At 66.7% G+C, this 22,165-nt stretch carries 22 protein-coding genes, 1 tRNA gene and 1 pseudogene; 13 read left to right on the forward strand and 11 right to left on the reverse strand.

The window, feature by feature from the left end; all coding sequences use genetic code 11:
- Together F813_RS14330 and aat are read right to left on the reverse strand one after the other, a co-directional pair.
- Positions 1-134: pseudogene (locus tag F813_RS14330) on the reverse strand (IS110 family transposase); the annotation flags it as partial.
- A gap of 283 nt (positions 135-417) precedes the next feature.
- Positions 418-1,185 (reverse strand): leucyl/phenylalanyl-tRNA--protein transferase, encoded by a 768-nt coding sequence (aat, locus tag F813_RS0112335; RefSeq protein ID WP_012982456.1) that lies wholly within the window; start codon positions 1,183-1,185, stop codon positions 418-420.
- Positions 1,186-1,529: 344 nt separating this feature from the next.
- On the opposite strand from aat, the gene F813_RS14335 reads away from it, so the two are divergent.
- Positions 1,530-1,994, forward strand: a complete 465-nt coding sequence (locus tag F813_RS14335) for a hypothetical protein (RefSeq protein WP_012982457.1) — start codon at positions 1,530-1,532, stop codon at positions 1,992-1,994.
- 106 nt (positions 1,995-2,100) lie between these two features.
- Here the strand turns inward: F813_RS14335 and F813_RS0112340 are convergent, their stop codons facing one another.
- Positions 2,101-4,302 (reverse strand): bifunctional (p)ppGpp synthetase/guanosine-3',5'-bis(diphosphate) 3'-pyrophosphohydrolase, encoded by a 2,202-nt coding sequence (locus F813_RS0112340; protein WP_017926801.1) that lies wholly within the window; start codon positions 4,300-4,302, stop codon positions 2,101-2,103.
- Positions 4,303-4,420: 118 nt separating this feature from the next.
- On the opposite strand from F813_RS0112340, the gene F813_RS0112345 reads away from it, so the two are divergent.
- The 10 genes from F813_RS0112345 to F813_RS0112390 all read left to right on the forward strand — a co-directional run bounded on the left by F813_RS0112345 (position 4,421) and on the right by F813_RS0112390 (position 12,602).
- Positions 4,421-5,278: an alpha/beta hydrolase gene (locus F813_RS0112345; RefSeq protein WP_017926802.1), complete on the forward strand. Its 858-nt coding sequence runs from the start codon at positions 4,421-4,423 to the stop codon at positions 5,276-5,278.
- 164 nt (positions 5,279-5,442) lie between these two features.
- Entirely contained in the window at positions 5,443-6,336 is an 894-nt protein-coding gene (locus F813_RS0112350; protein WP_026148283.1) for a hypothetical protein, read from the forward strand.
- A 72-nt stretch (positions 6,337-6,408) separates the two neighbouring features.
- Entirely contained in the window at positions 6,409-7,155 is a 747-nt protein-coding gene (locus F813_RS0112355) for a class I SAM-dependent methyltransferase (protein WP_017926804.1), read from the forward strand.
- Positions 7,156-7,160: 5 nt separating this feature from the next.
- Positions 7,161-7,418: a DUF167 domain-containing protein gene (locus tag F813_RS0112360; protein ID WP_012982462.1), complete on the forward strand. Its 258-nt coding sequence runs from the start codon at positions 7,161-7,163 to the stop codon at positions 7,416-7,418.
- Between the two features lie 66 nt (positions 7,419-7,484).
- Positions 7,485-8,522 (forward strand): dihydroorotase, encoded by a 1,038-nt coding sequence (gene pyrC, locus F813_RS0112365; RefSeq protein WP_012982463.1) that lies wholly within the window; start codon positions 7,485-7,487, stop codon positions 8,520-8,522.
- A 123-nt stretch (positions 8,523-8,645) separates the two neighbouring features.
- Positions 8,646-9,110, forward strand: coding sequence for a hypothetical protein (locus tag F813_RS0112370; RefSeq protein ID WP_012982464.1), 465 nt, complete (start codon positions 8,646-8,648; stop codon positions 9,108-9,110).
- Positions 9,111-9,117: 7 nt separating this feature from the next.
- On the forward strand, positions 9,118-9,609 hold the full coding sequence (locus F813_RS0112375) for an O-acetyl-ADP-ribose deacetylase (protein ID WP_012982465.1): 492 nt from the start codon (positions 9,118-9,120) through the stop codon (positions 9,607-9,609).
- Between the two features lie 92 nt (positions 9,610-9,701).
- Positions 9,702-10,787: a PA0069 family radical SAM protein gene (locus F813_RS0112380; RefSeq protein WP_012982466.1), complete on the forward strand. Its 1,086-nt coding sequence runs from the start codon at positions 9,702-9,704 to the stop codon at positions 10,785-10,787.
- A gap of 66 nt (positions 10,788-10,853) precedes the next feature.
- A complete protein-coding gene (locus F813_RS0112385; protein ID WP_012982467.1) occupies positions 10,854-11,660 on the forward strand; it encodes a hypothetical protein in 807 nt (268 codons plus the stop codon).
- Between the two features lie 9 nt (positions 11,661-11,669).
- Complete coding sequence (locus F813_RS0112390; protein WP_012982468.1) at positions 11,670-12,602, forward strand: mechanosensitive ion channel family protein; 933 nt, start codon at positions 11,670-11,672, stop codon at positions 12,600-12,602.
- Here F813_RS0112390 and F813_RS0112395 read toward each other — a convergent pair.
- Both F813_RS0112395 and F813_RS0112400 read right to left on the reverse strand, forming a co-directional pair.
- Positions 12,599-14,263: an ExeM/NucH family extracellular endonuclease gene (locus F813_RS0112395; RefSeq protein ID WP_017926806.1), complete on the reverse strand. Its 1,665-nt coding sequence runs from the start codon at positions 14,261-14,263 to the stop codon at positions 12,599-12,601. The two genes, F813_RS0112390 and F813_RS0112395, sit on opposite strands and share 4 nt — an antisense overlap.
- 23 nt (positions 14,264-14,286) lie before the next feature.
- Positions 14,287-14,718: an Rrf2 family transcriptional regulator gene (locus F813_RS0112400; protein ID WP_012982470.1), complete on the reverse strand. Its 432-nt coding sequence runs from the start codon at positions 14,716-14,718 to the stop codon at positions 14,287-14,289.
- 260 nt (positions 14,719-14,978) lie between these two features.
- Between F813_RS0112400 and F813_RS0112405 the strand changes: the two genes are divergently transcribed.
- Positions 14,979-15,860: an undecaprenyl-diphosphate phosphatase gene (locus tag F813_RS0112405; protein WP_017926807.1), complete on the forward strand. Its 882-nt coding sequence runs from the start codon at positions 14,979-14,981 to the stop codon at positions 15,858-15,860.
- 15 nt (positions 15,861-15,875) lie between these two features.
- Here F813_RS0112405 and F813_RS0112410 read toward each other — a convergent pair whose 3' ends face one another.
- Positions 15,876-18,398 (reverse strand): ABC transporter permease, encoded by a 2,523-nt coding sequence (locus F813_RS0112410; RefSeq protein WP_017926808.1) that lies wholly within the window; start codon positions 18,396-18,398, stop codon positions 15,876-15,878.
- A complete protein-coding gene (locus F813_RS0112415) occupies positions 18,395-19,105 on the reverse strand; it encodes an ABC transporter ATP-binding protein (protein ID WP_026148284.1) in 711 nt (236 codons plus the stop codon). Before F813_RS0112415 ends, F813_RS0112410 begins: the two co-directional genes overlap by 4 nt.
- Between F813_RS0112415 and F813_RS0112420 the strand changes: the two genes are divergently transcribed.
- Positions 19,104-19,871 (forward strand): arylesterase, encoded by a 768-nt coding sequence (locus F813_RS0112420; RefSeq protein ID WP_017926810.1) that lies wholly within the window; start codon positions 19,104-19,106, stop codon positions 19,869-19,871. The genes F813_RS0112415 and F813_RS0112420 overlap by 2 nt on opposite strands.
- Here F813_RS0112420 and F813_RS14215 read toward each other — a convergent pair.
- The 4 genes from F813_RS14215 to F813_RS0112435 form a co-directional block, all read right to left on the reverse strand.
- Positions 19,779-20,105 carry a hypothetical protein gene (locus F813_RS14215; RefSeq protein WP_012982475.1) on the reverse strand — a complete coding sequence of 109 codons (327 nt, stop codon included), beginning with the start codon at positions 20,103-20,105 and terminating at the stop codon, positions 19,779-19,781. The two genes, F813_RS0112420 and F813_RS14215, sit on opposite strands and share 93 nt — an antisense overlap.
- Positions 20,106-20,167: 62 nt before the next feature.
- Positions 20,168-20,244, reverse strand: a tRNA-Arg gene (locus F813_RS0112425).
- A gap of 75 nt (positions 20,245-20,319) precedes the next feature.
- Positions 20,320-21,225 carry an HPP family protein gene (locus F813_RS0112430; RefSeq protein WP_017926811.1) on the reverse strand — a complete coding sequence of 302 codons (906 nt, stop codon included), beginning with the start codon at positions 21,223-21,225 and terminating at the stop codon, positions 20,320-20,322.
- Positions 21,226-21,344: 119 nt separating this feature from the next.
- Positions 21,345-22,163, reverse strand: a complete 819-nt coding sequence (locus tag F813_RS0112435) for an OmpA family protein (RefSeq protein WP_017926812.1) — start codon at positions 22,161-22,163, stop codon at positions 21,345-21,347.
- Between the last annotated feature and the right edge of the window lie 2 nt (positions 22,164-22,165).

Consider the following 22,165-nt stretch of genomic DNA (forward strand, 5'->3'; position numbering starts at 1 on the left):
AGCCAGTGCAGCAGCTCCCGGTACTGGTCTTGGCGGTTCGGGAACACCTTGGGCTTCACCTTGCCCGCCTCCAGATCCCGGACCCACATGCAGTCGAGCTTGTTCTTGCTAACATCAACGCCAATATGAGCCATCTCGTCCTCTCGCCTTGTCCGTACAGCCTCACCCGTCCGTCACGGAGGGGGGTCTTGGATACCGTTCAAACTTCGAGATGAGAAAGGACTCGGGGCCAATCTACAGAACAGGTTCGTGACCTCAGGAGCCTGACGGGTTACCCGAGCCCAATACGGTTCATGGTAGCGATCCGTGAACCGCAAGACACAAGGAGCCTGCTTGCAGGCGAAGCTTCCGCCCGCGTCTGACTTTGGCAGGGGCTTCGCCTGCAAGCAGGCTCCTACGGGGGTGGTGCGAAAGGTATTACGAGGGGTGTGATGGGGGGGTGTTCCAGTCGGGGTCGAGGGGGCTCTGGGTCGGCGTGGTGCACCAGGGGCCCGGCTCGACGGGTTCGTTTGTGAGCTCGCGAATGCGTGCGATGAACTCGCGCCGGGGGAGGGTGATGGCGCCGAGGTTGCGCAGGTGCTCAGTCTCCATCTGCACATCCACCAGGGGCCAGTCCCAGGCGACCAGGTGGCGGCAAAGCCAGGCCAGCGCGATCTTGGAGGCGTCGCGCTCGCGCGAGAACATCGACTCGCCGCAGAACAGCCGCCCCACGGCCACGCCGTAGAGTCCGCCGATCAGACGCGGACCGTCCCAGACCTCCACCGAGTGCGCGTGCCCCGTGCGGTGCATCGCGATGTAGGCCTGCTGCATGCTTGCGGTAATCCAGGTGCCCTCGGCGTACTCGCGCGGCCCGGCGCAGGCTTCGATCACGGCCTCGAAGGCGCGATCGAAGCTGACCGTGTAGCCGCGATTGCGGATCGCCTTTTTCAGGCTGCGGTGCATCCGGAAGTGACCCGGTTCCAGCACCGCGCGCGGGTCCGGGCTCCACCACAGGATCGGCTGCCCGGCCTCGAACCAGGGGAACACACCGGAGCGATAGGCATTCAGCAGCCGTGGCACGGAGAGATCGCCGCCGGCGGCCAACAGGCCGTTCGGATCGGGCAGGGCATGCGCCGGGTCCGGGAATGGCGCGTCCGGGTGCTCCGGGTCGAGCCAGGGCAGGGTGATTTGCGGGCCACCGGTCATGGGGTGCCTCTCCGTGGAGGGCGGTGCATACCCGAGGTCATCCCGGACGCCGCTGCGCGGCGATCCGGGATCTTTGTCTTCGGCCACAGGGCGGAGCGCAGGAGGCCCCGGCTTTTCGCTGCGCTGCAGCCGGGATTGCCTGTTGGAGATGCGAGATAACGGGGGTGGTTGGGAGCGAGCCTGGGGCTGGCCGCCCCCAGGCTCGCTCCTGCCCCCGCGACCGACCCGTGATGGGGCATTCGGCCCTCGACATCACGGCCCGGCGGCGGGCCGGCTTCTTTTGTTGTTGACTTGGTTGGGCCGCAGCGGCGCGCCCGCAGACAATCCGAAGTCGAGGTTTCATCATGCCTGATACCGATTTGAATGCCTTTAATGGCACTCCGCGTTGCCTGGGGATCGATGTAGCCAGGGCCCATGTCGTGATCCACGATTTGCACGCGGGGCGTACCCTCAGTGTAGAAAACGCGTCCGACGCCCTCCATACGGCCCTTGCGACCTGCGTGGGCCATGATCAGGTCGTGTGCGAAACGACCGGGGGCGACGAACGCGCAGTGCTGGACGTCGCCCCCGACCTGAACCTTCCGATCCATTGTGCGGATGCGTGCCGGGTGAAAGCCTTTATCGCACCCCATGGCGGCCGAGCGGACGTCAAGCCTGTCGCGTTCATGGCCGCATTGTCCGTCGCCCTGGGGTATCGGGACCTCAGCACCAGCTATAAGCGGCTCCTCGCCAGGGGCAAACCCAAGCCCGTTGCCCCTGGCTGCCGTTGCACGCAAACAGGTCGTCATCGCCCGCGCCAAAATCCGTGACTCTAAAACACAGATCATACTGATTCGATGAAGGAGCTGAGGGAATGTGGCAGGGCTGGCTGAGGTTTGGCGGTTGCCGGCGGGGCGGCTGGAGTTTGTGGCGGCGTCAGGTTGAGCGGTTGGGGATGCGGCGCACGGACTGGACGCTGCCGAGGGATTGCAGGCGGTCGAAGAGGGTGCTGAGTTCGCCGAGGTCGGTGATCTCGGCTTCGAGTTCCATGTGGACGCTGCGGTCGTTGGGGTCGGTTCGGGTGTTCACGCGCAGCAGGTTGATGCCGCTGGCGGAGAAGGCATTGCCGACTTCGCCCAGCAGGCCGGCGCGGTCGTGCGCTTCGAGCTCGAGGGTGATGGGTTCGCGCTCGGGCTCATCGCCCCAGGAGACGGGGATCAGGCGGCCGCGTTTTTCCTCCGGCATGCGCAGGATGTTGACGCAGTCGCTGCGGTGGACGGAGACGCCGGCCCCGCGCGTGATGAAGCCGACGATCGCGTCGCCCGGCTGCGGGTTGCAGCAGCGCGCGCGGGAGGTCAGCAGGCCGCCGACGCCGCGGATGCGGATCTCGTCGTCCTGGATGCGTTTTTCCCGGCGTGGTTCCGCGGGTTGGGGCGGGGCGGCCTGTTCGGCGCGGGCCTTTTCCGCCTGGCGTTGTTCGCGCAGCTGGTGGGAGATGCGACCGGCGATCTGGCTGGTGGTGATGTCGCCGGCACCGAGCGCGATCAGCAGCTCGTCCAAGGTCTGGAACTTCATGGCGTCGGCGAGTGCGTTGCGGTCCAGGTTCGAACCACAGCCCAGGCGCTGGCATTCGCGGTCGAGCAGGTGCTTGCCGGTGGCCAGGTGTTCGTCCTGGTGCTGCTGGCGGAACCAGGTGCGCACCTTGGAGCGGGCGCGGGCGGTGTTCAGGTAGCCGAGATTGGGGTTGAGCCAGTCGCGGCTGGGGCCGCCCTCGCGGGTGGTGAGCACCTCGACACGTTCGCCGGACTTCAGCTTGTAGGTCAGCGGGACGATGTGCCCGTCCACCTTGGCACCCCGGCAGCGGTGACCGACCTCGGTGTGCACGGCGTAGGCGAAGTCCAGTGGCGTGGCGCCCTGGGTCAGGTCCATCACCTCGCCCTGGGGCGTGAGCACGAAGACGCGCTGATGCAGCGGTTCGCTCTGGATTTCGTCGAGCAGGTTCTGGTCGGAGTTGTCCGCGGCCTCCAGCAATTGGCGCAGGCTGCTGATCGCACGGTTGAGCGCCTGATCCTCGCGCCCGCCTTCCTTGTAGCGCCAGTGCGCGGCGACCCCGAGTTCGGCGAAGTCGTCCATCTCGCGGGTGCGGATCTGCACCTCGACGACCTTGCCCTCGGGGCCGACCACGGCGGTGTGCAGCGACTGGTAGCCGTTGTCCTTGGGGTTGGCGATGTAGTCGTCGAACTCGCTGGGCAGGTGGCGCCAGTCGTTATGCACGATGCCGAGCACGGTGTAGCAGGTGGCGAGTTCGTCAACGATTACCCGCGTGGCACGCAGGTCGTAGAGCTCGTCCAGCGAGGTCTGCTTGCGCTGCATCTTCTTCCAGATGCTGTAGATGTGCTTGGGCCGCCCGAACACACGCGCCTGGATGCCGGCTTCGGCCAGCCGGTCGTGGAGGGTATGGGCGAAGCGCTCGACATAGGCCTCGCGTTCGGTGCGGTTCTCCTCCAGTCCCTTGGCGATCTCGCGGTAGGTCTCGGGTTCGAGGATGCGCAGGGCGAGGTCTTCCATCTCCCATTTCAACTGGCCCACCCCCAGGCGGTTCGCCAGCGGGGCGATCACGTCCAGGGTCTCCTGTGCGAGCACGCGGGCGCCGTCGTCTGGTTCCTTCACGGCCAGGCGCAGATGCTGCACCCGGTAGGCGAGCTTGATCAGTACCGCGCGAACGTCGTCGACCATCGCCATCAACATGCGGCGCAGGCGTTCGGCCTGTTCCGGGCGCCCGACCGGGGCCTCGAACCTGCGGCTGACCAGGGCCGCGACGTTGACGGTCAGGCGCGCAATCGAGTCGCCGAAGCGTTCCTTGAGGGCGCGCTCGTCGATCTGTCGAGCCAGATAGGCGCTGACCAGGAGCGCGGCGGTGATGGTCTGCCGGTCGACGTTCAGGTGACGCAGGACCTCGGCCACGTCCAGCGGATGAGACTCCAGGCCGGAGGCATCCACCGAGGTGAGCGCCAGGTCCAGCGCATCCGCGAGCGCGGCTGCGGACGCGGCATCGCCGTTGGGCCCGGCAAAGCGCGCGACCAGCGGGTCGCGGTCCAGGCCCTGCAGCTCGGTGTTGGTGAGTAGCGAATGGCGCATGATCGCTTGGTATTGTACGTCAGCCGTCCGCCGGGCAAAGGCTCTGTCCGAAGGGGATTCATACGACGGTCGACCCGTTTGGCTTGCCATCGGACCCATGCCGGGTCACGATCGAATCATGCTGAACCTGTTCAAACTGGCGCTGATTCTCGCGGTTGGGTACGCCCTGGTCGTAGGCCTGATCTACCTGACGCAGGATCGGCTGACCTACATGCCCAGTAGCAATGTGGTTGGCAGCCCCGCGAACATCGGGCTGGAATACGAGGACGTGGCGCTTGAGACCGAAGACGGCGTGCGGCTGCACGGGTGGTACCTGCCGGGTCCGGAGGATAATGCGCCGGTCTTGCTGTTTCTGCATGGCAACGCGGGGAACATCGGGCATCGCCTGGAGTCGCTCGAGCAGTTCCATCATCTGGGGCTTGCGGTGCTGATTATCGATTATCGCGGGTACGGCCAGAGCCAGGGGCGACCTCACGAGGAGGGCACCTATGAGGACGCCCGTGCGGCGTGGAACTGGCTGCGCGAGCATCTCGAGTACGAACCCGAGGAAATCGTGCTGTTCGGACGCTCCCTGGGCGCAGCCGTGGCGGCGCGACTGGCCGAGACCAAGAGCCCTGCGGCCGTGATCCTGGAGGCGGCCTTTACCTCGGCTGCCGATCTGGGGGCGGAGGTCTACCCCTGGCTCCCGGTGCGGGCGCTGATCCGGCATGAATACGACGTGCTGGGACGGGTCGGGGCGATCGAGGCGCCGTTGCTGTTTGCCCATGCGCGCGAGGACGAGATCGTGCCGTTTGCGCATGCAGAGCGTCTGCTGGAGGCGAGCGGCGGCGAAGCACAGCTAATGGAGATGGACGGCGGGCACAATGATGCCTTTCGGGCGACCGGCTCGCGCTACATTGAGGGCCTGCGCGAGTTTCTGGAGGATGCCGGCCTGGAGCTGCGCCCGCAGGATGCGACGAATCGGGACGGGGAGTAGGTGGGGTGCTAAAATCGGCGCCTTTTGTGCCCGTCATGAACGGCATGGACGCATGAATGCCTCAGCTTGAATTAGGCCCACCGGGGCTCGCGATCAGCCGGCAGGAAGGCCGGGGCGACGCGCCGGTACTCACGCTGCGTTTCGGTCGCGTTACCGGGGCCACGCTGCGCCCGGACGGGATCGATATTGCCCTTGGGCTCGAGCCGCTGGAGATCCCGCAAGGGCGCGAGGCGGCACCCGAGCTCTGGTATGCGGCGGGCGCGGTGCGCACCGAACAAATCGATGACCTGATGCTGGCGCATGCGGGGGATCGGCTCGTGGGCTGCTGGTATCGGCCGCATGGCGCCGACGAGGACCCCGAGGCGATCACCGAGCAGGCCTATCATGCGATCCTCGACGCCTGCCAGCAGCGGGGGTTCGGACACCTGGTGCGCGCCTGGAACTATTTCCCCGCGATCAACCAGGAACTGAACGGCCAGGAGCGCTACCGCAGTTTTTGTGCCGGGCGCGCCCGGGTGTTCGAGGCGCTGCCGGATTTCGAGCGGCACCTGCCGGCGGCGACGGCTATTGGTACGCATGTCGACGGCATGCTGATCTACTTCATCGCCATGCGCGAGACCACGCTGCGTATCGAGAATCCGCGGCAGGTCAGCGCGTTTCGCTATCCGCGGCAGTACGGGCCGCGCAGCCCGTCGTTCGCGCGGGCGCGGATGAGCCAGGAGGCGTGCGGGGCCGCGGAATTGTTCATCTCCGGGACGGCCAGCATCGTGGGCCACGAAAGCCGGCACGCGGACGACCTTGAGGCCCAGATCGACGAGAGCCTGCGCAACATCGGGGTGCTGCTGGCGGCGGCCTCCGAAGAGGGCACTGTGGCGTTGCGCGATCCCGGTGACCTGTCGATGCTGAAGGTCTATCTGCGCCACCCGGCGGACGGGCCTCGTGCGCAGCGGCATCTGCGCGAGTGCCTGGGCGAAGACGTGGATATCCTGCTGCTGCATGGCGATATCTGCCGCAGCGAGCTGTTAGTAGAGATCGAAGGGCTGTACCGCGAAGGCTAGCCCGCAGGGCCCCGCCTCTCGCGGGCGTTGAAACGGTATTGGGCGCGCGCGGCGCGCAGAAGGGGGAAGTGGATGAATGATCCGGGGTACAAGCCGCATCCGGTACTGAAGGACTACTACGGCGACGAGTCGGAAAAGCGGGCGTTTGTCGACGATCTGTTCGACCGGACGGCACCGCATTACGACCGCATCCTGCGCTGGGGCTTTCTCGGCACTGGTCAGGCGTATCGTCGCTACGCGCTGAAGCAATCCGGCCTGCAGCCCGGCATGGATATCCTGGATGTCGCGACGGGCACGGGCCCAGTGGCGCGCGAGGTGCGCAAGGTGGTCGGTGACGAGAACATCACTTGTGTCGATCCCAGCCGCGGCATGATCGACGTGGCCCGGCGCTCGATCAAGGCGCGCTTCATCGAGGGTCTGGGCGAGCAGCTGCCGCTGCCGGACAAGCAGTTCGACCGCGTCTACATGGGCTACGGCCTGCGCCATGTGCGCGACCTGCATGAGCTGTTTGGCGAGTACTTCCGTGTGCTCAAGCCGGGCGGTCGCTGCATGATCCTCGAGGTCTCGCGCCCGAGCACCGAACGCCAGTTCAAGGTGGCGCGGTTCTACTTTCGCGACTTCATCCCGTTTCTCAGCCGTCTGCTCACCCGTGACCCGGATGGGCATCTTCTGATGCGCTATTTCTGGGACACGATCAACGAGTGCGTGCCGCCGGAGAAGATCATGGGCGTGCTGGAGGATGTCGGTTTCCGCGACGTCGGGCGCGAGGTGCAGCTCGGCGTGTTCAGCGCCTACCTGGCGACGCGGCCGGCCGACTAGGCGGTTTGGCTCGCCTTAGGGTCCGCGTGGCGCCGGGCAGCAAGCGCGATGCGATTGGCCCCTGGATGGGGGATATCCTCAAGCTTCGGGTGCAGGCCCCACCAGAGAAAGGCCGGGCAAACGAGGCCGTTTGTGCCCTGCTGGCGAAGGCGCTGGGTTGCCCGGCCCGTGACGTGAGCGTTGTGGCGGGTGCGACCGCGCGCGACAAGACCGTGGCGATCGAGGGTTACAGCGAGGCGGACCTGCGCCGCGCGTTATCCTGATCGCCGGAGATTATCAGCGTTTCCTTAATGGAGCCGCCAGGGCTCCCGCGACCCTTCCAGGATCCCATGAACCGTCTGACGATTACCCGACCCGACGACTGGCACCTGCACCTGCGCGATGGCGATGTACTGGGCAGCGTGCTGCCGGATACCGCAAGGCGTTTTCGCCGCGCGATCATCATGCCGAACCTGAAACCACCGGTGACGACGGTGGAGGCAGCAGCCGAGTATCGCGAGCGCATCCTCGCGGCCCTTCCGGATGAGGCGGATTTCGAGCCGCTGATGACGCTTTATCTGACCGAGGCGACTACGCCCGGGATGATCGAGGCCGCCAAGGCCAGCGGGTTCATTCACGGCGTGAAGCTGTACCCCGCGGGGGCGACGACCAACGCGGCCAGCGGGGTGTCGGATATCCGGCGATGCTACCCCGTGTTCGAGGCGATGCAGCGGGTCGACCTGCCACTGCTGGTGCATGGCGAGGTGACCGATCCGGAGGTCGACATCTTCGACCGCGAGGCGGTGTTTATCGAACGGCATCTGCAGCCGCTGATTCGCGAGTTCCCGGAACTGCGCGTGGTGCTGGAACACACGACCACGGAATCGGGCGTGGCGTTTGTCGAGTCGGGTCCGGATAACATCGCCGCGACCATCACCCCGCAGCACCTGCTGTACAACCGCAATGCGCTGTTCGTCGGCGGGATCCGTCCGCATCACTACTGCCTGCCGATCCTGAAGCGCGAAGGTCACCGTCAGGCCCTGTTGCGTGCGGCTACCAGCGGCCACCCGCGCTTCTTCCTCGGGACCGACAGCGCGCCGCACCCGCGACATGCGAAGGAGTCCGCTTGTGGCTGCGCGGGGATCTACTCGGCTCATGCGGCGATCGAATTCTATGCCGAGGCCTTTGCCTCGGTGGATGCGCTGGACAAGCTGGAGGGTTTCGCCAGCTTCCACGGCCCGGATTTCTACCGCCTGCCGCGCAACACCGACAGCATCACGCTGGAGCGGGTGGACTGGACTGTTCCGGAGGCGGTGCTGTTCGGCCACGATCCGGGCGTGCCGCTGCGCGCGGGCGAGACGGTCGCCTGGCAGCTGGCGCGCCACTGACCCCGCGGCGTGACGGAGCCGGCACCGACCGTGGCGGGGCCGAACCTCAAGCCGTCGCGGTGGTCCCCGGTAGTACAGGCATTGTTTGCACGGCGTATCCAATTCCGACCCCAGGGAGGGCACATGACCGAACCGGACGTACAACGCGGAACCTTGTGGTTCTGGCTGCTGATCAGTGTGGGGGTGGGCCTGCTGATCATCGCATTGGGCGTGGGCCTGGAGCCGCATGGCGCGGCCATCCTGCGCGCGCCGCTGGAGTCGCCGGCCGCAGGCGCGCTGGCCTTTGGCATGGTGATGGTCTGGGCCGCCTATGGCTACGCGCTGACCGCGGGGCGTGCCGCCGGCTCGCAGGAACTGGGGGTGGTGTTCCTGAACCTGGCGCTGCCGGTGGCGCTGATCGTGCTATGGGGCAACGAGATCTTCGCACTGGCGTTCTTCGTCGCCTTTGGCTGGGCGCTGACGCTTATAGGCATGGCGTTTCGCCTGTTCCGGCGCGAGGCACTGGCCGGGGTGATGATGCTGCCGGTGATCGGCCTGAGCATGACGGCCATCCTGCTGTCACTGACCCTCTGGATGGTGCCGGCCTAGGGCAGCCATGATCTCGGTCGTACAGGGCGACATCACCACCCTGGAGGTGGATGCGATCGTCAACGCCGCCAACGAGAGCCTGCTGGGCGGTGGCGGGGTTGACGGGGCCATTCATCGCGCCGCCGGCCCCGAGCTGCTGGAGGTGACCCGTGCCATTGGGGGCTGCCCGACCGGCGACGCGCGCATCACCCCCGGGTTTCGCCTCCCGGCCGAATACATCATCCACACCGTCGGTCCCGTGTGGCAGGGCGGCCAGGCGGACGAGGACACGCTGCTGGCCTCCTGTTACCGCTCAAGCCTGGAACTGGCACAGGAGTACGGCCTGAGCGAGGTCGCCTTTCCCCTCATCAGCACGGGTGTCTATCGCTTCCCCAAGGACCGCGCGGCGGATATCGCGCTGGAACAGCTGCGTGCGCAGGAGGGTCAGTTTCGTCGCCTGCTGGTCTGCGCATTCAGTGCGGCCGATGCGGACCTCTACCGGGTTCGGCTCGAGCGCTGACGGATGCTGCCTTCTAATGAAGCATGGATCCACGCACGCGCTCGCGTTCGCGCTTGTACATGGATCCGAATTTCCCTCGACGGTACGCTTCGATGAGCCAGGGCGATGGACCGGTTCGTGGCCGCGGTGCGACGATCCAGCCCCTGGCACGCTTCGAGACCACGCACTGCGAGCCGTTCGACGATGGCTGGGTGGGCGATGACGAGGAGCCCCGGTCGCTGCGTACCGAAGTGACGCCGGAGCACCCGCGCACTGTCCTGTCCTGGAACCAGTCCCCGGATGTCCCGTTCGAGCTGTCCCTGAACCCCTATCGCGGCTGTGAACACGGGTGTGCCTACTGCTTCGCACGGCCGGCGCATGCCTATGTCGGACTATCGCCAGGGCTGGATTTCGAGAGCCGGCTGTTCGCCAAAGTCGGCGCAGCGGATTGCCTGCGCCGCGAACTGGCCCGGCCCGCGCATCGCGTGACGCCGCTGGCGCTGGGCATCAACACGGACGCCTACCAGCCGGTGGAACGCGAGTGGCGCATCACGCGAGAGGTCCTGGAGGTGCTGGCCGAGGCGTGTCATCCCGTGTCCATCGTTACGAAGTCCGCGCTGGTGGAGCGCGACCTGGACCTGCTGGGGCCCATGGCCGAGCAGGGGCTGGTACAGGTGGCGATTTCCGTGACTACCCTGGACCGGGTGTTGTCCCGACACCTGGAACCCCGCGCGGCCGCCCCCCAGCGACGTCTGGAGACCATGCGTCGTCTGAGCGAGGCCGGAGTGTCGGTCGCGGTGCTGGTGGCACCCCTGATCCCGGTTCTGACCGATGGCGAACTGGAATCGCTGCTGGATGCGGCACGCGAGGCCGGTGCCACGAGCGCCGGGTACGTACTGCTGCGCCTGCCGCGGGAGGTGGCGCCGCTGTTCGAGGACTGGCTGCGCACGCATCACCCACTGAAAGCGGACCATGTGCTGCAGCGGCTGCGTGAGGCGCATGGGGGCCGACTGTATGACTCGACTTTCGGGCACCGCATGGTTGGCACGGGCCCGTATGCCGCATTGCTGCGTCAGCGCTTTCGGCTGGCCCGGCGCCGGGCGGGTCTGGCGGGGCGTCTTGCGGAGCTGGATACCACGCGCTTTCATCCGCCCGCCGCGCCGAAGGCCGAGCGCGACCCACAGCTGGATCTATTCTAGGAATAGGCTGGAGTGCGCTACAGTGGGCGCGAATACATCGGCAACGGACACAGGACACCCCCAGGGATGACCGAGAAGGACAAGACAGGGAAGCGACCGACCTGGTGGGGCCGCTGGTCGTTGCCGCGGGGACGTATCGGGCGCTGGTCCGTGGGACCGCTGGATATCTGGCTTGAGCATACCCAAGCGGAATGGCGCCTTGGGCTGGACCGGCCGCGAGACGCGGCCGATGCGACGCTGGATATCGAGGTACCAACCGATTCCGAGTGGCCCGAGTCGCTCTCGGAGCGCCTGCGCTTTGCCGGTGCCACCGGCGACACCCAGCCGGAATTGCGTATCGCGCTGGCTGACCGTCCGATGGTCAGTCGGCCGGAGAACCCGTTCTATGTGCCGGCCCAGGGCCGGGTCACCCTGTTTCTCAGTTCGCCCGCCTGGGTGCAGTTCTATCTGGGCGATGCACGGGCCCACGAGTTCCCGGTTTACGCGCCCTCTGACACCTGGTTTGGACCCAACACCGTGGAAGGCGAGCTCTGCTATGCCACGCGCACCCAGGCGCGGCTGGCCCTGGAGGACGTCCCGGAGCGCCCGCATCGCGTGGTTACGCCGCTGACGATCCACAACAAGGCGGTGGATGCGCTGTTCCTGGAGCGCGTGAATCTGCCGGTGCCGCGTCTGCCGGTCTATGCCGATCGCCGCAACCGCCTGTGGACCCCGGCGGTCCGCATGGAGCGCGAGGATGACAAGGACATGGCGGCGATGAAGATCGACGCCGGGCCGCCCGCCGAGGCCGAGGGCGCTGAGCGGATTGCCGAGCCGCGCGAGGTGGGTGGGCGGCATGTGATGGTGCGGGCGTTCAGCGCCCTGTTTCAATAGGAACGAAGGATGGACGCCTGGATGCAAAGCACCATGGACTTCCTGACCAGCGACGCTTTCCTCGCCGCGCTGCGGGCCTCCCTGTACATCATCGTCGGGTTGATCCTGGCACGACTGGTCTCGCGCAACCTGACCCGGGCCTTCGGCCGGCACATGGATGCCCAGCAGATCATGCTGATGCGTCGCATCAGCTTCTACGTGATTATCGTTCTGGCGGTGGTCTCCGGGCTGCGCGAACTGGGTTTCGATCTCACCGTGCTGCTGGGGGCGGCGGGCATCCTGACGGTCGCGCTGGGCTTTGCCTCGCAGACCTCGGCGTCCAACCTGATCTCGGGGCTGTTCCTGATTGGGGAGCGGCCCTTCTCGGTCGGCGACATCATCAAGGTGGGGGACGCGACCGGGGAGGTGCTGTCCATCGACCTGCTGTCGGTGAAGCTGCGCACCTTCGACAACCTGTTGGTGCGGGTACCCAACGAAAGCCTGGTGAAGTCGCAGATCACCAACATGACGCGCTTCCCGATTCGCCGCCTGGACATGCAGATCGGGGTCGCCTATCGCACCGATCTGAAGGCGCTGCGTGACATCCTGATGGACGTGGCGGACCGCAACCCGGTCTGTCTGGAGGAGCCCAAGCCGCTGTTCATCTTTCTTGAATACGGGGATTCCGCACTGAAGATTCAGCTGTCGGTCTGGGCGCGGCGGGAGAAGTTCCTGGACCTGCGCAACAGCATGCACATGCAGGTGAAGGCCGCGCTGGACGAGGCGGGCATCGAGATCCCGTTCCCGCAGCGCACGCTGAGCCATATCGATGGCGGGCCGATCCCGGTGCGCCTGATCCGGGACAACCTGAGCGAAGAGGAGACGGAGGCCGCCGAGAAGGCCGCTGCGCCCGAGGCCGACGGGGACACGCCCGAGTCCGAGCGACATTCGACGCGCGACTAGTCGCGCTGCAGGTCCAGCCAGACCGGGTCGTGGTCCGAGGCTCGCCAGGGCCCCTCGGCGGGCTGGCTTCCGTCGAAGCCCAGAAAGGCCGGTTCATCGGCGTTGATCGCCCACGAGCCCGCCTTGCCAACCCGTTCCTCCAGGTCTCGCGGGCCGAGTAGATAGTCCAGTTGACCGGACTGACCGCGAAAGACGTAGCTGTAGGCCTGGTCGGGTTCGGCATGGACCAGGTCGCGCTTGCCTGCCTCGCGCAGGAGGCGAAGCGGGTCCTCCGCGGCATAGGCGTTCAGGTCGCCGGCAATGATTACGGGCAGCCCGTCGCGACGCTCCTGTTCGATCCACTGCGCCAGGCGTTCGGCCTGCGCTGTGCGCCGCTCGTTCCAGCAGCCCTGACCGCGATCGATGTCGCCGCTGGAGGGGCATCCGGATTTGGCCTTGAAGTGCACCGCGACGATCCCGAACAGGGGCTCGCCGTCCAGGGTGCCGAACCATGCGAGCAACGGTGGGCGATGATGCACGCGGTCTCCGTCGGCGACGGCATCCAGTAGTTCCAGTCGATCGGGCCGGTAGCTCATGCCCACCTTGATCGCGTCCGTCCCCGGTGCGGGATGGCGGACGGCCTGGTAGGTGATATCGCCGTGCTGGTTCAGGCGTTCGATCAGGCGTTCGCGCGCGGCGGGCCGGTTTTCCAGTTCGATCGTCGTAATCACGTCCGCTTTCAGGGGGCGCAGGGCGGCATTCAGCTTGGCCTCCTGCCGCACGCGCTCGGCGCGACTGGACGCGCCGCGCTCGCCCAGCGTGACGAAGTCGTTCTCCAGGTTGGCGGTGGCGATGCGCAGTGCGCCGTCTGCCGCCCGCTCGGGCGCCTCGGGCCGGGCGCCACCTTCCCACTGTGGCGATTGGGTCGGGTGCAGGCGGTGGGCGTCGAAGGCATGCGTCAGGATACCGGTCAGGCCCGTGACCTGGCTGCCGACACGGCGTGTCCCCTGGTCGTCGAGATAGGGGACGGGGTCCGGGCGGGCACGGTAGCTGCCATCGTCCAGCACGATGCGGCGTTCCGCGTGGTCGTGGTCGTCGAATTCGCCGGTCTGGCCAGGGTGCCACAGGCGCCCGCCGGCGGAGAGCGTCAGGCTGCCGTAGCGCTCAAGCTCGTGGTGCCCGGTTACCGTCAGCGTCTGTTCAAAGCGCACGCGCACGTCTTCGAAGTCCGACAGGCGCTGGGCATCGCGCGGGAGCTCGAGCGTCACGGGCTCGGGCAGACGGCCGCTGCCACAGGTCTTGATCCCGTCGACGCGGGCGAGCTGGGGACGGCCGTGATGATGGCCAAACCGGCCCTGTACGCGCAGACGGTCACCCGGCGTAACTGGCTCCTGGCCCGGGGCATAGACGAACAGTCCGGTTGCCCTGTCGGATTCGTCGTTCTGCAGGTAAAAGCCGCCCAGTTGATCGTTGCCCATGAACACGCCGGTAACGATGCCCTCCAGCACGACGGGTGTATCGTGCCCAGGCGGGTCGGCCAGCAGTTCGTTGGTGGTAAGGCTGGCGTTATCGGACGGGCAGGCGGGTGCCAGCGCAAGCGCAGGCGGTGCGACGAGCGTAAGGGCCGCAAGCAGCAGGGTTGCGGCCCATAGCGGTCGGCGGGAGGGCACGTGCCGTTCCATGGCGGCGTCCTCAGGTCTGCGGGTCAGGCGCTATAGCGTAGCAGGGACCGCAGGTGCTCGGGTGACTGGGTGACATCGCGCACGGTGTACTGATCGAGTACGGCGAGGAAGGCATCGCGGGCGTCGTCCAGTACCCCGCGCAGCTGGCAGCCTGGCAGGATCGGGCACATCGGGCTCTCGCAATCGACGACCTTGAGGTTGGGCTCCATGTCGCGTACGACGGCCCCGATATTGATCGACTCGGGGGCGCGCGCGAGCGAGATGCCGCCGCCCTTGCCGCGGCGGGTGATCAGATACCCCTTCTGGCCCAACTGGTGAACGATCTTGACCAGGTGGTTGCGCGGGATGCCGAAACGTTCGGAGATATCGGTGACGGTGACCCGCTGGTCGTCGGGCTGAACCGTGAGGTACATCAGGACGCGCAGGGAGAAATCAGTGAAGCGAGTGAGTTGCATGGGGAGTGACTCGTTGGCGGTTTGCAGGCCAGATCGGCGCTCGCCAGGTCCCGTACGTTCTCGCGGGTCGCACGGGTTCGGTTGGTCGGCTGCCAAATATACGGCTATGTGAATGTATAACGGTACGATAAGCGCGTGCTGACGCAAAAACAAGTACGTTGGGTATATGAAACCGAGCGCCGGGGCGCGAACCCGGTAACAACGTTTCCCGGGCCGTTTCCGTATACTGCGCCCGCCTTTGGGAGAAAACCGGAATCGGAATGACAGTTTGGGTTGCCACCCTGCTCGGTGTCGTGCAGGGCATTTTCATGTTCTTGCCGGTCAGTTCGACTGCCCACCTGGTACTGACCCAGCACTGGCTGATCCTCAGTGGCGAGCCGCTGCCGCCACCGGAAAGCCCGGAGATGATCCTGTTCGACCTGGTGGTGCATGTCGGCACGTTGGTATCGATCGTCTATGTGTTCCGCCAGAGCCTGTGGCGCCTGAGTGGCGGGATTGCTCGAGAGAGCTGGCAATGGGCCTCGGCGGGCGGAAGCGCGGGTCGCGAGATGCTATTCCTGCGCCTGGCACTGCTTTGCGGCTTGTCGGTGTTCGCGACGGCCGTGATCGGCTTTACGCTGAAGGCGAGCTTCGAGCACGTGTTTGCCAACCCGACGCTGATCGCCGGTACGCTCACGCTCACGGGCATCCTGCTGTGGTGGACAGACCGTCTCAGTCGCCGCCCGTTGGGCCTGCGCAAGCTGGGGCCGAAGATCGCCACGATCATTGGTGTGGCCCAGGGCTTTGCGCTGGTGCCCGGCCTGAGCCGCAGCGGCATGACCATCACCTTCGCGCTGTTCTCGGGCCTCAAGCGGCGCTGGGCGGCGGAATACAGCTTCTTCCTCGCGATCCCGACCATCCTGGCGGCCACCGCCGTACAGTCGCTGGACGTCTGGATCAACGGCAACGGGTTGGGGGATCTGACCTGGACGCCGGTGATCGTGGGGTTCGTGGTCTCGGCTGTGGTCGGGGTCGTCTCCCTGAAGATGGTGTTGTTCTTCCTCTATCGCGCGCGCCTGAAGGTCTTTTCCTTCTATGTCTGGGCGCTGGCGGCCCTGGTGCTGTTCGGTTTCCTCGACGTGGACATCATGTACGGCCACTGATGGTCGTGGCGCCCATCACTCGGGGCCGCGCAGGACCCCGAGCGGCGCCTGGCGCAGTACGCTGCGCGTCCCCAGCCATCCGGCCAGCGCGATGCCCAGGGTCCCGCCGACAATCCCGAACACGAAGGTCATCGGGTTGACGCGGTAGTCGAACTCGAATACCTGCCAGGCCAGCAGGCCCCCCACGGCGGTCGCGATGACGGCTGCCAGCAGACCCGCCAGAAAGCCCAGGCTGCCAAACTCGGCCAGCAACGCCCGCCGGATGTGGTGGCGTCGGGCCCCCAGGGTGCGCAGCAGGGCGGTCTCGCGGCGGCGCACGTCGCGTGTGGCCTGCACAGCCGCAAACAGCACGGTCAGGCCCGCGAGCAGTGTAAACAGGAACACATACTCCACGGCGCGGGTGGCCTGATCCATCACGTCACGAACCTGCTCGAGGATCGCGCCGACGTCGATCGCGGAGACGGCCGGGAATTCCCGCAGCCAGCGGTTCTGCTCGGCGCCCATCCCCTCCGGCACATGCAGTGCGGTGATGTAGGTGCGCGGCTGTTCGCCCAACAGAGCGGGTGGGCCGATCACAAAGAAATTGACCCGGAAGCTGTCCCAGTCGACCTCGCGCACGTTGGCGATCATGCCGCGCACGGGTTGCCCGCCCACTCGGAAGGTCAGGCTGTCGCCAATCTCCAGACCGAAACGTTCCATCAAACCGGCCTCGACCGACCATGCGCCGTCCGCATCCTCGCCGGTCGGCCCGTGGTGGAACCAGTGGCCTTCCACCACGCGGTTGTGCTCTGGCGGTTCTTCCGCGTAGGAAAGGTTGAACTCGCGATCCACCAGACGCCGGGTCTGGTCGTCGTCAAAATCATCGGGCTGGACCGGCTGGTCGTTGATCGCGATCAGGCGCCCGCGAATCATTGGGTCCAACTGCGGGCGTTCGAGCCCGGAGGCCTCGATTCGGTCGGCAAAGGCCTCTTCCTGCCCGGGCTGGATGTTGACGAAGAACTGGTTCGGTGCATCGGCGGGGATGCTGGCATCCCAGGCGGAGAGCAGGTCCACGCGCACGATCGCCAGCAGCAGCAGCGCGAGGATGCCGATGCTGAAGGCGACCAGTTGCACGGCGCTCAGTCCGCCACGGCGGGAAAGGTTGGCCAGACCAAAGCGCATGGCCATACCTCCATGATTGCGCAGCGGGCGCAGGGCCAGCACCAGCAGCAGGCCCAGTGCCCCGAGCACGATTAGCGCGCCCGCGGTCCCGAGCAGGACCCAGGCGGCCAGACGCGGGTCGGCCGCCTGCCAGTACAACAGCGCACCGAAGGCCAGCAGGGCCAGCAGTCCCGACAGCCAGACGGACGCGGGCGGGAGCCCCAGATCGCGGCGCAGCACGCGCAGGGGAGACACCTGGCCGATGCGCAGCAACGCGGGCAGGGCGAAGCCGACCGCGGTAATCAGCCCCACGCCGAGGCCCGCCGCTACCGGGCGTAACCCCGGGGGCGGCAGGTCACCCGCCAGCCATTCCCCGAGCAGCGCGGAGAGCACGAACTGCGCGGCAAATCCGATGACCAGTCCGATACCACTGGCGAGCAGGGCAATGATCAGGACGTGACCAAAATAAAGCCTGAGTACATGGCGTCCGCTGGCCCCCAGCGCCCGCATGACCGCGGCGGCATCCGCGCGGCGCTGGGCAAAATGATGGGCGGCCACCGCGATCGCCGCGCCGGCCAGCAGGACTGCCATCAGCGAGGCCAGCCCGAGAAAGCGCTCGGCCCGCTCGATGGCGACCTGCAGCTCCGGGTTGGCGTCATCGAGCTCGCGCAGGCGCTGACCCGGCTCCAGCCGCTCCTCGATCCAGTCGCGGTAGCTTTCGATCTGCGCCGCCGGGCCGGTCGCAAAGAGTTCGTAGCGCACGCGACTGCCGGGTCCGATCAGCCCGCTGACCTCGAGATCGTCATAGGCGAGCATCAGCCGGGGTGCGATATCCAGCAGGGCGCTGCCGCGGTCGGGTTCGCGGGCGATCTCGCCGGCCACTTCCAGCACCAGTTCGCCGACCTCGACCGTATCGCCAACCTCCAGCTCCAGGGCCTGCAGCAGGGCGCCCTCCAGCCAGGCCGTACCAGGTTCCGGCCCCTCGGTGCGTAGCTCGGGGTCCGCGTCCGGGGCGGTGCGTACGAGGGCTTCGCCCAGCAGAGGCCAGTCACGGTCCACCGCGCGCAGCGCGGACAGGCGGGAGTCGTCCTCGGGGGTAAACAGCACGCTGGGCAGCGCGGCGGTGCGGGCGGTCTGCAGGCCTCGGCGTTCGGCCTCCGCGAGCCAGTCCTCCGAGATCGGCTGGTCGCCGACCACGGCCATGTCACCGCCCAGCAGCAGTGTCGCCTGCTGTGCCATGCCGCGATCAACCCGGTCGGTGAAAAATCCGACCGCCGCGACCGCCGCCACCGCGACGACCAGCGCCGCGGCAAGCACGCGCAGTTCGGCACTGCGCCACTCGCGCCAGGTACCGCGAAGCCATTCGCGCGGACCACCGCGCCCGGAAAGACGTGTCATGCCAGCACGCCGTCCTGGATATGGAGGATGCGGTCGCATTGCTGCGCGAGATCGGCGTCGTGTGTCACCAGGATCAGCGCCGTGCGCTGACCGTGGTCATCCGGTTGTCGGGCCAGGCTGAACAGCAGTTCGATGATGCGGCTACCGGTCTGGCCGTCGAGATTGCCGGTGGGCTCGTCGGCGAACAACACGGCGGGGCGATCCACGATCGCGCGGGCAATGGCGACGCGCTGCTGCTCGCCTCCCGAGAGCTGGTGCGGGTAGTGGGCTTCGCGCTCGCTCAGCCCGACGCGCTTCAGCGCGTCGCGGGCCCAGGCGGCGATCTCGGTTTGCGAGCGAGCCTCGTGCTCGGGGTTCAGTTCAAGCGGGAGGAGCACGTTCTCGAAGGCGGTCAGTGCCGGGAGGAGCTGGAAGGACTGGAAAACAAAGCCGACGCGCCCGGCGCGCAGGGCCGCCCGGCCATCCTCGTCCAGCTCACTGATCGTTTGCCCCAGCAAGCGAACTTCTCCGGCACTTGGGGCGTCCAGACCTGCTAGAAGTCCCAGCAATGTGGACTTGCCAGAGCCGGAGGCGCCGAGGATGGCAACGGTCTCGCCGGTGTGAACCGAGAGCGAGACTCCGCGCAGAATATCCAGTACACCGCTGGGTCCGGCGATCCGCTGTTGCAGGTCGCGGGCTTCCAGAACCGAAGATGAGGATGCATCCATGTGGCGTTATTCCCTGGTCATTATTGCGTGGCTCGCGGTGCTATGGAGTCCGCTTGGCCTTGCGAATTCCATCAGCTCGGAAAATTCGGGGGAAGAACCCGCGAAGGTGCTGGTGTTCGGTGATTCCCTGAGCGCGGCATTCGGGATGAGCGATGCGGAAAGCTGGGTGGGGCTTCTGGAAGAGCGTCTGAGCGAGCGCAATCATCCCTGGCACGTGGCGAATGCCTCCATTAGTGGCGAGACGACGGCCGGGGGGCGCGAACGCCTGCCGGAGGTCCTCGAACGCGAGAGCCCCGACCTTGTGATCCTGGCCCTGGGGGGCAACGACGGCCTGCGCGGACTCTCGCCACGGGCCATGCGCGAGAACCTGGAGGCGATGCTGGAGGCGATCGACGCGGCGGGCGCCCAGACCCTGCTGCTCGGGATCCGCATTCCGCCCAACTACGGCCCCCAGTACAGTCAGCGGTTCGAGGCCGTCTTCGCCGATCTGGCGCGGGAACGCGGGCTGGTGTTCGAGCCGTTCTTCCTGCACGAGGTCGCCTTTCGCGACGGGATGATCATGGATGACGGGATCCATCCGACGCCCGAGGCGCAGCCCTACATGCTGGATGCGGTATGGCCCCACCTGGAGCCCATGATGCGCGGGATAGAAGCCTGTCTGGACGATGCCGTTTCAGTTTCCGAGCGCCCGTCGCAGATCCGTCAAGACGTCCTCTGGGAGGAGCTGGCGCAGCACCGGATGGATGTCGCGTTCGACCTCGGATAGCAGCGGCAGGGTGCGAACCAGAGAATGCCGCGAAAGCGGGTCGCCGTACTGATTCGCCTGGATCGGGCGGTCCAGGCCGGTCTCCATTAATGCGATACCCGGCTCGCCGCGTGGGCCTTCGTCTAGGACCTCGACCAGTTCCACCATGCGGCCGTCCACTTCTCCCTGCACCCCGATCAGTGGGGCCAGGAGATCGACCAGCCGTTCGGCTTGTTCCGTGGTGAGCGTCGCCATTGACGTACCTTACGGCGGATTTTCCGTCGACACCAGTTCGTTAAGGAACCACTAATGGAAGATGGTGTCCCCGGCAGGATTCGAACCTGCGACCTGCCCCTTAGGAGGGGGCTGCTCTATCCAGCTGAGCTACGGAGACAGCCGCGCCGCGAGTATAAGCATGTGTCGGGATTCTCGCCAAAGGGGCCTGGCGGTGCCCAGGCTATGGTAATGGTCACCCTGGAGCGTCCAGGCGATGGTGTGCCCAGGCAACAAAGTCCGTCACGGAGCAGCGGCCTTCCTCGGGAACGCCCGCGCCGCTGATGACGCGATACGTGATCAGGTCGGCATCTCGCGCCAGGACCTTGCGCACGCTCCAGGCGTGGTCCTGGGCGCCGTTGCTGTAGCACTGTCCGGGTCGAATATCCGCAGGATCGATCGCGTCCGGGTGCTCGTGGTGGCGTCGTGCCAGCAGATAGAGGCGGGCCAGGTCGTCCTCGGTCATGTCGAGATACAGATTGAGATCGCGCATCGCGTGCTCCAGGTCCGCCTGGCTCAAGCCCGCACGTTCCAGTGCACCGGATGGGCCGGCGGGTGAGGGCTCGTCCAGGCGCGCCAGGGCCGCCGGGTAGCGACGCCATGGAAAAGGGTAGTTGATCACTATGGCGACCATCAGCATGACGGCCACGCTGGACAGCACGGGGTGCAGGATGAACAGCAGGCCGAGTTCCTCGACCGACGCCCCGCCGACCACGGCATACAGCGCTGTGGCGCCCCCGGGTGGGTGCAGGCAGCGCAGGTAGTACATCGCATAGACGGTGAGGCCGACCGCCAGCGCGGCGGCCAACAGCGGGTGGTCTACCGCCTGCCGGACGGCGACTCCGACGATCGCGGCAATGGCATGCCCGCCGAGGACATTCCAGGGCTGCGACAGCGCGGCCCGGGGTGCGGCGAAGAGCAGCACGGCGGTAGCGCCCAGCGAGGCCAGGATGAGGCCGTTGATGCCGCTTTCGGTGACCGAGGCCGCGACCTCCAGTGACAGATACAGCCCGACCACGGCGCCGATCAGGGCGATCAGCTTGTCCTTGTGATTGGTGGTGTCGAGGAAGTCGCCGAGTAGGAGGCCGCGTCCTGTGCGCATGTCCGCCAGTTGCTCATAAGCTGAATAAGGTGCACAGCTTCAGGGGCGGAGGGTCTGCGGTCAAGTGGTGGGTTGCGTGCTGCGGGATTCCCGGGGCAGGCATGGGAATCCCTCGACCGTCATGGATGCGCGGCCGTTGGAGACTCGAGGATCAGCGCGACACGCCGGTTCTCGGAACGGCCGCGTGCGGTGTCGTTGCTGGCCACAGGCTGGGTGTCGGCCCGGCCCACGGCGCGCAGTCGCTCGGCCTCGAGCCCCTGGTCCAGCAGATAGCGGACCACGCCGCTGGCGCGGGCCGAGGAGAGCTCCCAGTTGGACGGAAAGCGCTCAGTCGCAATCGGGATGTTGTCGGTGTGTCCCTCGACGGTGATCAGGCCGTCGTGCTCGTCCAGCAGGGGCTCCAGTTGGGCCAGCAACATCCGGCCTTCCGGTTGCAGATCGGCCTGCCCGCTGGCGAACAGGATCTCGTCCTGGATGCGCAGCTCGGTGCGGCCGGGGTGTTCGACGACCTCGACTCCCTGCGGCGCCTGCTCGCGCAGTCGGGATGCAGTGGTGGCTGTGCCCTCGGGGTCGGGGTCGTCGACCTCCGGCAGCGGTTCATGCGGTCGCGCCTCGAGATCGCCGAGGTCCTCCATTAGCGGCGCGACCAACGGGTCGAGGAGGGCCTGGCGATCGGGGTGAGCGAGCTGGATGGGCTGGGCCGCGGTGGCCAGGGGGCGGTCGTCGCGCGGGTCCATGAAGGTCAACATGATTACGAATATGACGATGACCAGGGTGAGGACGTCGAGGTAGGTGAGGATCCAGGCGTGCTCGTCATCGCGCTGGCGCTCGCCGGGATAGGAGCCGAGAAAGGCCTGTTCCGGTCGCGTCGCCGCCTGGGCGTCCATCTCGGCCTGCATGGCCGCGCGGTTGGAGGTGGAGTATCCGGGGCTGGGCATGC

It is taken from the genome of Thioalkalivibrio sp. HL-Eb18 (assembly GCF_000364985.1).
Lineage (GTDB): Bacteria > Pseudomonadota > Gammaproteobacteria > Ectothiorhodospirales > Ectothiorhodospiraceae > Thioalkalivibrio.

Coding starts and splice junctions, on each gene's coding strand:
- aat (WP_012982456.1), bottom strand. CDS start 1,185: ATGACCGGTGGCCCGCAAATCACCCTGCCCTGGCTCGACCCGGAGCAC.
- F813_RS14335 (WP_012982457.1), top strand. CDS start 1,530: ATGCCTGATACCGATTTGAATGCCTTTAATGGCACTCCGCGTTGCCTG.
- F813_RS0112340 (WP_017926801.1), bottom strand. CDS start 4,302: ATGCGCCATTCGCTACTCACCAACACCGAGCTGCAGGGCCTGGACCGC.
- F813_RS0112345 (WP_017926802.1), top strand. CDS start 4,421: ATGCTGAACCTGTTCAAACTGGCGCTGATTCTCGCGGTTGGGTACGCC.
- F813_RS0112355 (WP_017926804.1), top strand. CDS start 6,409: ATGAATGATCCGGGGTACAAGCCGCATCCGGTACTGAAGGACTACTAC.
- pyrC (WP_012982463.1), top strand. CDS start 7,485: ATGAACCGTCTGACGATTACCCGACCCGACGACTGGCACCTGCACCTG.
- F813_RS0112370 (WP_012982464.1), top strand. CDS start 8,646: ATGACCGAACCGGACGTACAACGCGGAACCTTGTGGTTCTGGCTGCTG.
- F813_RS0112375 (WP_012982465.1), top strand. CDS start 9,118: ATGATCTCGGTCGTACAGGGCGACATCACCACCCTGGAGGTGGATGCG.
- F813_RS0112380 (WP_012982466.1), top strand. CDS start 9,702: ATGAGCCAGGGCGATGGACCGGTTCGTGGCCGCGGTGCGACGATCCAG.
- F813_RS0112385 (WP_012982467.1), top strand. CDS start 10,854: ATGACCGAGAAGGACAAGACAGGGAAGCGACCGACCTGGTGGGGCCGC.
- F813_RS0112390 (WP_012982468.1), top strand. CDS start 11,670: ATGGACGCCTGGATGCAAAGCACCATGGACTTCCTGACCAGCGACGCT.
- F813_RS0112395 (WP_017926806.1), bottom strand. CDS start 14,263: ATGGAACGGCACGTGCCCTCCCGCCGACCGCTATGGGCCGCAACCCTG.
- F813_RS0112400 (WP_012982470.1), bottom strand. CDS start 14,718: ATGCAACTCACTCGCTTCACTGATTTCTCCCTGCGCGTCCTGATGTAC.
- F813_RS0112405 (WP_017926807.1), top strand. CDS start 14,979: ATGACAGTTTGGGTTGCCACCCTGCTCGGTGTCGTGCAGGGCATTTTC.
- F813_RS0112410 (WP_017926808.1), bottom strand. CDS start 18,398: ATGACACGTCTTTCCGGGCGCGGTGGTCCGCGCGAATGGCTTCGCGGT.
- F813_RS0112420 (WP_017926810.1), top strand. CDS start 19,104: ATGTGGCGTTATTCCCTGGTCATTATTGCGTGGCTCGCGGTGCTATGG.
- F813_RS0112415 (WP_026148284.1), bottom strand. CDS start 19,105: ATGGATGCATCCTCATCTTCGGTTCTGGAAGCCCGCGACCTGCAACAG.
- F813_RS14215 (WP_012982475.1), bottom strand. CDS start 20,105: ATGGCGACGCTCACCACGGAACAAGCCGAACGGCTGGTCGATCTCCTG.
- F813_RS0112430 (WP_017926811.1), bottom strand. CDS start 21,225: ATGCGCACAGGACGCGGCCTCCTACTCGGCGACTTCCTCGACACCACC.
- F813_RS0112435 (WP_017926812.1), bottom strand. CDS start 22,163: ATGCCCAGCCCCGGATACTCCACCTCCAACCGCGCGGCCATGCAGGCC.